The 11,528-nt window shown below is 31.3% G+C and carries 11 protein-coding genes; 8 read left to right on the forward strand and 3 right to left on the reverse strand.

The window, feature by feature from the left end; all coding sequences use genetic code 11:
* From odhB to atpC, 8 genes are all read left to right on the forward strand, one after another.
* Positions 1-1,299 (forward strand): 2-oxoglutarate dehydrogenase complex dihydrolipoyllysine-residue succinyltransferase, encoded by a 1,299-nt coding sequence (odhB, locus tag DT059_RS03370; protein ID WP_145596757.1) that lies wholly within the window; start codon positions 1-3, stop codon positions 1,297-1,299.
* The gene (gene lpdA / locus DT059_RS03375; protein ID WP_145596759.1) at positions 1,300-2,700 is read left to right on the forward strand and encodes a dihydrolipoyl dehydrogenase; all 1,401 of its coding nucleotides are present in this window, start codon (positions 1,300-1,302) and stop codon (positions 2,698-2,700) included.
* 22 nt (positions 2,701-2,722) lie between these two features.
* Complete coding sequence (priA, locus tag DT059_RS03380) at positions 2,723-4,678, forward strand: replication restart helicase PriA (RefSeq protein WP_145596761.1); 1,956 nt, start codon at positions 2,723-2,725, stop codon at positions 4,676-4,678.
* A 108-nt stretch (positions 4,679-4,786) separates the two neighbouring features.
* Complete coding sequence (gene atpH, locus DT059_RS03385; RefSeq protein ID WP_145596765.1) at positions 4,787-5,344, forward strand: ATP synthase F1 subunit delta; 558 nt, start codon at positions 4,787-4,789, stop codon at positions 5,342-5,344.
* On the forward strand, positions 5,345-6,880 hold the full coding sequence (gene atpA, locus DT059_RS03390; RefSeq protein ID WP_145596767.1) for a F0F1 ATP synthase subunit alpha: 1,536 nt from the start codon (positions 5,345-5,347) through the stop codon (positions 6,878-6,880).
* Positions 6,881-6,886: 6 nt separating this feature from the next.
* On the forward strand, positions 6,887-7,759 hold the full coding sequence (locus DT059_RS03395; protein ID WP_145596770.1) for a F0F1 ATP synthase subunit gamma: 873 nt from the start codon (positions 6,887-6,889) through the stop codon (positions 7,757-7,759).
* A gap of 2 nt (positions 7,760-7,761) precedes the next feature.
* On the forward strand, positions 7,762-9,180 hold the full coding sequence (gene atpD / locus DT059_RS03400) for a F0F1 ATP synthase subunit beta (protein ID WP_023854661.1): 1,419 nt from the start codon (positions 7,762-7,764) through the stop codon (positions 9,178-9,180).
* Complete coding sequence (gene atpC / locus DT059_RS03405) at positions 9,180-9,572, forward strand: ATP synthase F1 subunit epsilon (RefSeq protein ID WP_145596772.1); 393 nt, start codon at positions 9,180-9,182, stop codon at positions 9,570-9,572. Before atpD ends, atpC begins: the two co-directional genes overlap by 1 nt.
* On the opposite strand, the gene DT059_RS03410 is transcribed toward atpC, so the two are convergent.
* Genes DT059_RS03410 through rsfS form a run of 3 tightly spaced genes read right to left on the reverse strand, consistent with a single transcriptional unit; the run spans position 9,564 to position 11,525 of the window.
* A complete protein-coding gene (locus DT059_RS03410) occupies positions 9,564-10,037 on the reverse strand; it encodes an RNA pyrophosphohydrolase (protein ID WP_145596777.1) in 474 nt (157 codons plus the stop codon). The two genes, atpC and DT059_RS03410, sit on opposite strands and share 9 nt — an antisense overlap.
* A 1-nt stretch (position 10,038) precedes the next feature.
* Entirely contained in the window at positions 10,039-11,178 is a 1,140-nt protein-coding gene (locus DT059_RS03415; RefSeq protein WP_145596779.1) for a S41 family peptidase, read from the reverse strand.
* Entirely contained in the window at positions 11,175-11,525 is a 351-nt protein-coding gene (gene rsfS, locus DT059_RS03420; RefSeq protein ID WP_075484663.1) for a ribosome silencing factor, read from the reverse strand. Before rsfS ends, DT059_RS03415 begins: the two co-directional genes overlap by 4 nt.
* Positions 11,526-11,528 lie beyond the last annotated feature (3 nt).

Consider the following 11,528-nt stretch of genomic DNA (forward strand, 5'->3'; position numbering starts at 1 on the left):
ATGAGTGAAAAAATAGTAGTACCAGTCCTTGGCGAAAGTATAACAGAAGCGACTGTTGCAAAATGGCTTAAAAATCCAGGAGATGCAGTTGAAGCAGATGAGCCAATTGTTGAACTTGAGACAGATAAAGTAAATTTAGAAGTGCCATCACCAATTTCTGGAATATTGACTGAAATTAATTCACAAGATGGATCGGTTGTTGAAGTAGGAGCATTATTAGGTTCTGTATCAGCAGTTAGTGGGGCGGTTAAATCTGCACCAATAAAGAAAGAGGAAATAAAGAAAGAGCAAATTACTCCTAAAGAGAGCAATGTAATAAAATTAGATGCTAGCAAAAAAGAACCAAAAATATTTGAAGAAAAAGAAATTAGAAAATCTAAAGAAAAACCTCTAGTCTTAACAGAGGAAGTTAAAACAGAAGTTGCTCCAAAAAGAGATATGAGTCCAACTTTGTCTCCAGCAGTGAGAAAAATAGTTGCTGAAAATAATATTGATATTAATTCAATTCAAGGCTCAGGCAAAGATGGAAGAGTTTTAAAAGGAGATTTAATAAGTTTGATGGGTGCAAATCCAAAACCATCTGAAAGAAAAATTCAATATGGTGAGGAAGAACGAATTAAAATGACCAGGTTGAGACAGACTATTGCAAAAAGATTAAAGCAAGCTCAAGAGAATGCTGCTCTTTTAACAACATTTAACGAAGTTGATATGAGTAGTGTAATGGAAATGAGGAAAGAAAATCAAGAGGATTTCCAATCTCGTTATGGAATAAAATTAGGATTTATGTCTTTCTTTGTAAAAGCATGTGTAGTTGCTTTAAAAAATTTCCCTGCAGTTAATGCTGAAATTGATGGTGATGAGATAATATATAAAAATTATTATAATATTAGTTTTGCAGTTGGAACAGATAAAGGCTTGGTTGTTCCAGTTTTAAGAAATGCAGATGAATTATCCTTTGCTGATATTGAAAAAAATATTAAAGAAATTTCAGAAAAAGCGCGAGATGGAAAGCTAACGATTGAAGATCTCCAGGGAGGAACATTTACAATAAGTAATGGAGGTGTGTATGGGTCCATGCTTTCAACACCAATACTAAATTTACCTCAGTCTGGTGTGTTGGGAATGCATAATATAGTAGAAAGACCTATTGTTGTAGATGGTGAAATCAAAATAAGACCAATTATGTATTTAGCATTATCATATGATCATAGAATTATTGATGGAAAAGAGTCTGTATCTTTCCTTAAAATGATTAAAGAAAATTTAGAAGACCCTAGAAGGTTGTTTTTAGATATTTAAATGTCAGAAAAATTTCAAGCTGTAGTTATTGGAGGTGGACCTGGTGGTTATGTCTGTGCAATCAGACTTGCTCAATTAGGATTAAAAACTGCATGTATAGAGTCTAGAGGGTCTTTGGGAGGTACTTGTTTAAACGTTGGTTGTATCCCATCAAAAAGCTTACTTAATCTGTCTGAAGAATTTCATAAAGTAAAAAATTTAGCAAACAAAGGTATTGAAGTTGGTGAAGTAAAATTAAATTTAGACAAAATGATGAAAAGCAAAGATAAAGCTGTAACAGTTCTTACCAAAGGTGTTGAATTTCTTTTGAAAAAAAACAAAGTTAGTTACTTTAAAGGACATGGAAGTTTTAAATCAAAAAATGAAATTTTAATAAAGGATGATAAAAATAAAGAAACTGTCATCCAATCAGAAAAAACAGTTATTGCAACAGGATCAGTTCCAGTTTCATTACCAGGAATAGAAATAGATGAGAAAACAATTGTCTCATCAACAGGTGCCTTAAAGTTAGAAAAGGTACCTAAGAAAATGGTTGTAGTAGGAGGAGGCTATATAGGATTAGAGATGGGATCTGTATGGTCTAGACTTGGAGCAGAGGTGCAAGTTGTTGAATTTTTAGATCATATTACACCTGGAATGGATAAAGAAATTTCTTCAGAATTTATGAAAATTTTAAAAAAACAGGGTATGAAATTTAATATGCAAAATAAAGTTGAAACAATTAAAAAAAATGCAGCAGGTGCAGTGGTTTCAACAGTAGATAAAGATGGTAATAAAAATAATTTTGAATGTGATGTTGTTTTAATCTCTGTTGGCAGAAAACCCAATACAGATGGTTTAAATTTAGAGTCTGTAGGAGTAGATCTTGATGAAAGAAATAGAATTAAAACTGATAAAATTTTTAAGACTAACGTTGAAAACATTTATGCAATAGGCGATGTAATTGTTGGTCCAATGCTTGCACACAAAGCGGAGGATGAAGGTATAGCAGTTGCAGAAAACATAGTTGGTCAATCTGGACATGTAAATTATGATACAATTCCAGGAGTAGTTTATACAACGCCAGAAGTAGCATCAATCGGTAAAACTGAGGAGCAATTAAAAGAATTAAATAAAAAATATAAAGTAGGGAAATTTTCGTTTATGGCCAATTCAAGAGCCAAGGCCATAGATGATGCAGAAGGTTTTGTTAAAATTTTAGCTGATGAGCAAACAGATAAAGTATTAGGTGCACATATAATTGGACCTCATGCAGGAGAATTAATTGCAGAGATTGGTGTTGCAATGGAATTTGGTGCAAGTGCAGAAGATATCGCCCGAACTTGTCATGCTCATCCAACGTTTTCTGAAGCAGTTAAAGAAGCTGCTTTATCAGTAGATAAAAGAGCAATACACTCTTAATTTTTTTTCATATTATAAAAATATGAAATATCCGATTCTCGTACCAAATATTTTTAATCATCCATTTACTTATGAAAGTAATTTAACTCTTAAAGTTGGAGATTATGTAATGGTACCTTTTGGAAAATCAAAAATTACCGGTGTTGTTTGGGACGAATTTGAAAAAAATAATAATAAAAATTTTAAGACTAAAAAGGTAATCAAGAAATTAGACGTTACTCCATTAAAAAAAAATACAATTAATTTTTTAAATTGGTTTGCAGAATATAATCTTATCCCAAAAGGTATGGCATTAAAGTTAGTGCTCTTAAGTAGTGATGCGGTAGAGAACAAAGAAACTCAACTTTATCAAATATTTGATAGCAAAATTAAGCAAAACTTAATCAAGCTGTCTAGTGATCAAAATAAATCTCTAAAAAAAATGAATGTTTCAAATAAAAAATTTAGAGTTCATGTTTTACAAGGCACAACTGGATCAGGAAAAACTTTAGTTTATTTTGAAGCATTAAAACCACTGTTAGAGAAGGATTTTCAAGGATTAATTTTATTACCAGAAATAGGTTTAACTAGCCAGTTTGAACAAAAATTTTTAGAATATTTTGGTTTTAAGCCCGCAGTTTGGCACTCAGGTATTTCAAAAAAAAAGAAAGAATTAATTTGGAGTGGCGTTTCTAATGGTAAAATAAAAATAATTATTGGTGCAAGGTCTTCATTATTTTTACCATTTAAAAAATTAGGAATGATAATTGTTGATGAGGAACATGATCAATCATTTAAACAAGATGAAGGCATAACCTACAATGCTCGTGATATGGCAATTTCTAGAGCATCTTTTGAAAACATTCCAATAAATTTGATTACTGCTGTTCCTTCAATAGAAACTTTTGAAAATATTAAAAAGGGTAAATACGAGGTTTCTAGATTAAATGAAAGATATCAAAAAGCAGCTTTACCTAATTATGAAATTATTAATTTAAATAATACCAAACTTGAAAAACAATCATGGCTATCAAATAAAATTATTGAAAAAGTTAATTTACATTTGGAAAAAAAAGATCAAGTTTTGTTTTTTTTAAACAGAAGAGGTTTTTCTCCAAATGCTTTATGTAATAAGTGTTTTACAAGTTTTACATGTCCAAATTGTAGTATCAATTTAGTTTATCATAAAAATAAAAATAACTTATTATGTCATTATTGTGGATACAAATCCGATCTTAAAAGGGACTGTACAAAAGAAGGCAATTGTGAATTTATTTTTAGCGGCCCTGGTGTCGAGAGAATTTCAGAAGAAGTAAAAAGAAAATTCCCTGGAAAAAAAATAGAGATTTTTTCAAGTGACACAATGAATAAAAAAGATTCTAAAGAAAAAATAGATAAAATTATTAATAATGAAACGCATATTTTAGTTGGAACTCAATTAATTTCAAAAGGTTTTCATTTTCCAAGCTTAAATTGCATTGTAGTTGTTGATATTGATCTTTCATCTCAAGGACATGATTTAAGAGGGGCAGAAAAAAATTTGCAGCTCTATCATCAACTTTCAGGACGTGCAGGAAGAACAGGAAAACCAGCAACGGTATATTTTCAAACTTATGAAAATAATACTAAGATGATTTCAGAAATTACAAGTAAAAATCCAGATATTTTTTTAGAAAGAGAACTAGAGATAAGAAAAAAAAATAAACTACCTCCATTTCAAAGGTTTATTTCTTTAATCTTAACAGGAGATAATGAAATTAAATTAGAAAAAGAAGCTATTAATTTTAAAAATTTCATTGAAAATAAAATTGAAGGAAAAATATTAGGGCCTGTGAATGCCCCATTATTTAGATTAAAGAGAAAATTTAGAATTAGATTTTTAATCAGAGGCTTAAAATCCATGAAACTACAAAGCTCTCTTGCAAAAATTATTCCAAAATATAAATTTTCTTCTGGAATAAAACTTTCAGTTGATGTTGATCCAATTAACTTCAATTAACCGCAAAAAAGAGGCCTTTTTTACGAATCCGCTACTTGAAGACATAAGGGTCATATGCTATTTAGGGCGTGATTTTTAAATAATCTTCAACATTATAGAGGAACCAAGTTGAGTAAAGACACCGGATTTTCAATAACTTCAGCCGAAAGGTATTCTCTTGCGCTTTTTGAACTTTCAGAGGAAAACAATCTTTTAAGTCAGATCGAAGATCAGTCTTCATCTATTCTTAATTTAATTGAGCAAAGTGAAGATTTTTCTAATTTGATTAAAGATCCAACTACAAGCCAAGAAGATTTATTAAAAGTAATCAATACAATCTCTGAAAATAATAAATTTGAGTCTTTATTTAAAAATTTTTTAAGTTTCTTAATTCAAAAAAGACGTTTCTTTTTTATTGAGCGTATCCTTAAAAGCTTTATTGAGATTTGTTCAAGAAAAAGAGGTGAACTTAAAGCAGAATTAAAATCAGCAAAAGAATTATCTAATGAAGAAATTGCAAAAATTACAGAGGAGTTAACAAAAAATTTTAGCTCAAAAATAAAATTAAACTACAAACATGACGAAAGTTTAATAGGAGGTTTGGTAGTACAAGTAGGAAGTACTATGGTCGATACCTCAATTAAAAATAAATTACAACAAATCGAAAATAGAATGATAGAGGCATAAATGGAAATAAATCCTTCAGAGGTTACAAAAATATTAAAAGAACAAATTAAAAATTTTGGTGACAAAGCAGAAGTCACAGAAGTTGGTCAAGTTTTATCAGTTGGAGACGGTATTGCTAGGATTTATGGTTTGGATAATGTTCAAGCTGGTGAAATGGTAGAGTTTGCAGATGGTTCAAAAGGTATGGCTCTAAACTTAGAAAGTGAAAACGTTGGTGTCGTAATTTTTGGTGATGACAGAAATGTTAAAGAAGGGGATGTAGTAAAAAGAACGGGTAATATTGTTGATACTCCAGTTGGAAAAGAATTATTAGGAAGAGTAGTGGATGGTTTAGGAAATCCTATTGATGGAAAAGGACCATTAGATAAAGGAATTAAAAAAAGCAGGGTTGAAGTAAAAGCTCCTGGTATTATTCCACGACAATCAGTAAGTGAACCAATGCAAACTGGTCTTAAATCAATTGACAGTCTAGTTCCGATTGGAAGAGGGCAAAGGGAATTAATTATCGGTGATAGACAAACTGGTAAAACAGCAGTTGCAGTAGATGCAATTATTAATCAAAAAAAAATCAATGAATCTGGTGATGAAAAACAAAAATTGTATTGTATATACGTTGCAGTTGGACAAAAAAGATCAACAGTAAGACAAATTCAAAAAACATTAGAAGAAGCTGGAGCTATGGAGTACACAACAATCGTTGCTGCTACAGCATCAGACTCTGCTCCTCTACAATTCTTAGCACCATATACAGGTTGTACTATGGGCGAGTATTTTAGAGATAATGGAATGCATGCATTAATAATTTATGACGATTTGTCTAAACAAGCAGTTGCTTATAGACAAATGTCATTGCTATTGAGAAGACCTCCAGGGCGTGAGGCCTATCCTGGAGATGTATTTTATCTTCATAGTAGATTACTTGAAAGAGCAGCTAAATTAAGTGACGAACATGGAGGTGGATCACTTACTGCACTGCCAATTATTGAAACACAAGGTGGTGACGTATCCGCGTTTATTCCAACTAACGTTATTTCAATTACAGACGGACAAATTTTCCTTGAAACAGAACTATTTAACCAAGGTATAAGACCTGCAATTAACGTAGGTTTATCAGTATCTAGGGTTGGCTCATCAGCTCAAACAAAAGCGATGAAAAAAGTTTCTGGTTCAATGAAACTAGAGTTAGCACAATACAGAGAAATGGCAGCTTTTGCTCAATTCGGATCTGATTTAGATGCATCTACTCAGCAGCTTTTGAATAGAGGCTCTAAACTAACTGAACTTTTAAAACAAAAACAATATTCACCGATGACTGTTGCAGAACAAGTTATTTCAGTATTTTGTGGAGTTAAAGGTTATCTGGACGATATTGATTTAAAAGACGTTGCTGAATTTGAGAGCAAGATTATTGAAAAATGTAAATCAGATATGCCTGAAATTATCGAGTCAATTTTAACTTCAGGAAAACTTGAGGAAGATAAAGAAAAATTACTTGTTGAGGTAATCACTCAATTAAAAGGAAATTTTAAATCTTAATAATTTATGGCAAGTTTAGATGACCTAAAAAAAAGAATAGCTAGTGTAAAGTCTACACAGAAAATTACTAAAGCTATGAAAATGGTCGCAGCAGCTAAATTAAGAAGAGCTCAAGAAAGCGCTGAGAAGGGAAGACCTTATTCTGAAAAAATGAATAATGTTATTTTAAATTTATCAAATGGTATATCTGATAAAGAAAATGCACCAAAGTTATTGTCAGGTACTGGTCAGGAAAAAACTCATCTTTGTGTGGTGATGACTTCTGATAGAGGTTTATGCGGCGGATTTAATTCTAATATTATTAAAAAAGCTAAAAGTTATTTTGCAAAAATTTTAGACGAAGGTAAAGAACTTAAAATCATTACAGTAGGCTCAAAAGGAAACGACCAATTAAAAAGAGTTTATGGTGATAAAATAATTGAAAATATTTCTTTCAAAGAGTCTAAAAATGCAAATTATTTTGATGCTGACAAAGTTGGAAAAATGGTAATTGAAAAATTCGAGGCAGGTGAATTTGATGTTTGTACAATTTTTTATAACCAATTTAAAAATGTAATTACTCAAATTCCTCAAGCACAGCAAATAATCCCTTTAAATAATGAGGGAGAAGAAAATAGTTCAGAAGAAAGTTACGAATTTGAACCAGATGAAGATGAAATTTTAAGCAATTTATTGCCAAAGAATATTTCTACGCAAATATTTAAAGCAATGTTAGAGAATTCAGCTAGCGAACAAGGGTCTAGAATGAGTGCAATGGATAATGCAACCCGAAACGCAGGTGAAATGGTTGACAAACTTACTATCGAATATAATAGAAGTCGTCAGGCAGCAATTACAAAAGAACTAATAGAAATCATATCAGGAGCAGAAAGTTTATAATTATGAGCAAAGGAATAATCACACAAGTTATTGGAGCGGTAGTAGACGTAAAATTTGATGGTGAACTACCAGAAATTTTAACAGCATTGGAATGTAAAAATGGTGATAACAGACTAGTTTTAGAAGTAGCACAACACTTAGGTGAAACTACTGTTAGAACAATTGCTATGGATGCTACTGAAGGATTAAAAAGAGGTGATGAAGTTACTAATACCAATGCTCCTATTCAAGTTCCAGTTGGACCTGAAACACTTGGAAGAATTATAAATGTGATTGGTGAACCAATTGATGAAAGAGGTGAGGTTAAGACTAAAGAAAGTTGGCCAATTCATAGAGCTGCACCTGAATTTAATGACCAATCAACAGAAACTGAAATACTTGTAACAGGTATTAAAGTTATTGATTTGCTTGCGCCTTATGCAAAAGGTGGAAAGATTGGATTATTTGGTGGAGCAGGAGTAGGAAAAACAGTTTTAATTATGGAATTAATTAATAACGTTGCAAAAGCTCATGGTGGTTTTTCAGTTTTCGCAGGAGTTGGAGAGAGAACTAGAGAAGGAAATGACCTTTATCATGAAATGATTGAGTCTGGAGTAATTAAAAAAGAAGGAGCTGGTTCAAAAGCTGCTTTAGTTTATGGTCAGATGAATGAACCTCCTGGAGCAAGAGCAAGAGTTGCACTTACAGGGTTAACTGTAGCTGAATATTTTAGAGATCAAGAAGGTCAGGACGTACTTTTCTTCGTAGATAACATCTTTAGATTTACTCAGGCAGGATCAGAGGTTTCGGCTTTGTTAGGAAGAATTCCATCTGCTGTCGGATATCAACCGACATTAGCTACTGACATGGGTAACCTTCAAGAAAGAATTACGACTACAAACAAAGGGTCAATTACATCTGTACAAGCAATTTATGTGCCTGCTGATGATTTAACAGATCCTGCTCCAGCGACATCGTTTGCACACTTAGATGCAACGACTGTACTTTCAAGACAAATTGCTGAAATTGGTATTTATCCTGCAGTAGATCCACTTGATTCTACATCAAGAATTTTGGACCCAAGAATTGTTGGAGATGAGCACTATAGAGTAGCAAGAGATGTTCAAAGAATACTACAATCATATAAATCACTACAAGATATTATAGCTATTCTTGGTATGGATGAGTTATCAGAAGAAGATAAATTAGTTGTAGCAAGAGCAAGAAAAATCCAGAGATTTTTATCTCAACCATTCTTTGTTGCAGAAGTATTCACTGGTTCTCCAGGAAAACTTGTTGATCTTGACTCAACTATCAAAGGTTTTGATGCAATCTGTAAAGGTGAGTATGACCACTTACCTGAAGCTGCTTTTTATATGGTTGGAACAATTGAAGAAGCTATAGAAAAAGCTAAGAAAATGGAACAAGAAGCTGCTGCTTAATGAGCGAAGAGTTTAAAATTGAAATAGTAAATCCTGAAAAATCTTTTTTAGTAAAAGATGATGTTTCAGAAGTTGTGGTCCCTGCTTTTGAAGGAGAGATGGGAATATTGAAGGATCATATTTCTATTATTTCCTTTTTAAAACCTGGGATAATTAAGATTTTATCAAAATCAGGTGATGAAAATTACTATGTTGAAGATGGGATTGTTGAGTTCAAAAATAACAATTTATCTATTTTAACAAGTACAATTTTTAATCTTGCTGATATGGATAAATCAAAGCAACAAGATTTACTTAAACAGGCAGAAGAAGAGGCTAATAAAAACGATATTAACGATCAATCTAAATATTTAGCAGATCAAAAAGTTGAAGTTTTAAAAACTCTAAATTAATTTTTTTACTTTTTCTTTAAGTTCTTTGTAAACATGATGTTTAAAATCAACAACAACATCAGTAATTAAATCTAAGTCAATCCACTTCCAATCTAAAAATTCTGGATTAGATGTATTAATATTTATTTCATTATCATTTCCAATAAATCGCATTAAAAACCATTTTTGCTTCTGACCTTTGTACTTACCTTTCCAAATAATACCTAGTAATCTATCAGGTAAATCATAGGTTAATGTACCATCTAATTCTTTTATAAGTTCTACGCTTTTGATACTTGTTTCTTCCTCTAGTTCTCTAAATGCAGCTTTTAAATTATCCTCTCCCTCATCAACACCACCCTGAGGCATTTGCCAAAAATTTTTAGGATTATCTATTCTTTTTGCTACGAATACTTTATTTTCTTTATTTAATAACACAATTCCGACCCCACTTCTCAGTGGTAAATCTTTTAAATTTTTATTCATATTATCCGTTAAGTAACTTAATAGCGTAGTTTAATTGATTATCAGTATCAGTTTTTATTCTAAAATCATCACCTTCTTCATTTACTTCAATATCTGGTCTAACACCTACTTCAGAAATAGATTTTCCAGAAGGAAGATAGTATTTTGCAACAGTTAATCTGATAGCACCACGATTTTTTAAAGGAATAATGGATTGGACAGAACCTTTACCAAAGCTATTTTCACCAACGATGATTGCTCTTTTGTGATCCTTTAAAGCTCCTGCAACAATTTCAGATGCAGATGCTGAACCATAGTTAATTAAAACCAATAGTGTTTTTCCATCGGTAATATCTCCTTTTTTTGCAAACCATTTTCTATTTTCAGATTTTTTTCTGCTTTTTGTTGAAACTATCTCTCCATTTTCCAGAAAAAAATCTGATATCTTTATTGCTTGAGATAAAAGACCTCCAGGATTATTTCTTAAATCTAAAATAAATGAATTTAAGTTTTTATCTTTTTTAAGTTTTTTAATTTGTTTTTCTATTTGATCACTGCTGTTATCATTAAATGACGTAAGCCTGATGTATCCTATACTTTCATCTATAATTTCAGATTTAACAGATTGAACCTGAATAACTTCTCTTATTATATTAAATGTTAAAGCCTTTTTTTCACCTCTTCGTCTTACTGTTAACTCTATTCCAGAACCCACAGGTCCTCTCATTAAATCAACAGCTTCACTCAATGATTTTCCTTGGACCTGAACATCATTTATTTTTACTATGTAATCACCAGCTTTTAATCCAGCTCTGGACGCAGGTGTATCATCTATTGGTGAAATTACTTTTACCACACCAGCCTCCATGCTAACCTCAATTCCTAATCCACCAAACTCACCACTGGTTTCTGTTTGCATTTCATCAAATATTTTAGGCGACATGTAGGATGAATAAGGATCTAAAGATTGTAAAAGTCCATTGATAGCAGAGTCCATACTCTCAGATTGATTGAACTCATCAACATATTCTTTATTAATTTTTTCTAGAACCTCACCGAAGAGATCAATTTTTTTATAAATATCAATTTCAGCTGAAATAACTGTTTTATTTAAATAAAAAACAGAAAAAAAAATTAATAATAAAAATTTAATTTTTTTCATATCATCACTTTTTCTTTTGGAATTAGCTCTGACCAAATTTTTTCTAATTCATAAAATTTTCTTTTTTCTGGATGAAAAATATGAACAATCAAATCAATTCCATCAACAAGTTTCCATTCTCCACTTTCTTTACCTTCAATTTTTGAGTCTTTTACACCGTTATTTTTAAGTTTTTCTAAAACTTGTTCTGACAAGGATTGAATATGTCTAGATGAAGTTCCACTTGCTATGATCATGTAATCAGCCATAGAACTTTTGTCTTTAAGATCAATAGTTACAATGTCTTGAGCTTTATTGAGATCTAGTGTGTTGATTACAATTTCTTTTAAGTCTGAAATTTTGTCCATTAA

This window comes from Candidatus Pelagibacter sp. FZCC0015 (assembly GCF_007833635.1).
Classification (GTDB): Bacteria; Pseudomonadota; Alphaproteobacteria; order Pelagibacterales; family Pelagibacteraceae; genus Pelagibacter.

Bases quoted from the DNA above. Each gene is read 5' to 3' on its own strand.
- odhB (WP_145596757.1), top strand. From the start codon at position 1: ATGAGTGAAAAAATAGTAGTACCAGTCCTTGGCGAAAGTATAACAGAA.
- lpdA (WP_145596759.1), top strand. From the start codon at position 1,300: ATGTCAGAAAAATTTCAAGCTGTAGTTATTGGAGGTGGACCTGGTGGT.
- priA (WP_145596761.1), top strand. From the start codon at position 2,723: ATGAAATATCCGATTCTCGTACCAAATATTTTTAATCATCCATTTACT.
- atpA (WP_145596767.1), top strand. From the start codon at position 5,345: ATGGAAATAAATCCTTCAGAGGTTACAAAAATATTAAAAGAACAAATT.
- DT059_RS03395 (WP_145596770.1), top strand. From the start codon at position 6,887: ATGGCAAGTTTAGATGACCTAAAAAAAAGAATAGCTAGTGTAAAGTCT.
- atpD (WP_023854661.1), top strand. From the start codon at position 7,762: ATGAGCAAAGGAATAATCACACAAGTTATTGGAGCGGTAGTAGACGTA.
- atpC (WP_145596772.1), top strand. From the start codon at position 9,180: ATGAGCGAAGAGTTTAAAATTGAAATAGTAAATCCTGAAAAATCTTTT.
- DT059_RS03410 (WP_145596777.1), bottom strand. From the start codon at position 10,037: ATGAATAAAAATTTAAAAGATTTACCACTGAGAAGTGGGGTCGGAATT.
- DT059_RS03415 (WP_145596779.1), bottom strand. From the start codon at position 11,178: ATGAAAAAAATTAAATTTTTATTATTAATTTTTTTTTCTGTTTTTTAT.
- rsfS (WP_075484663.1), bottom strand. From the start codon at position 11,525: ATGGACAAAATTTCAGACTTAAAAGAAATTGTAATCAACACACTAGAT.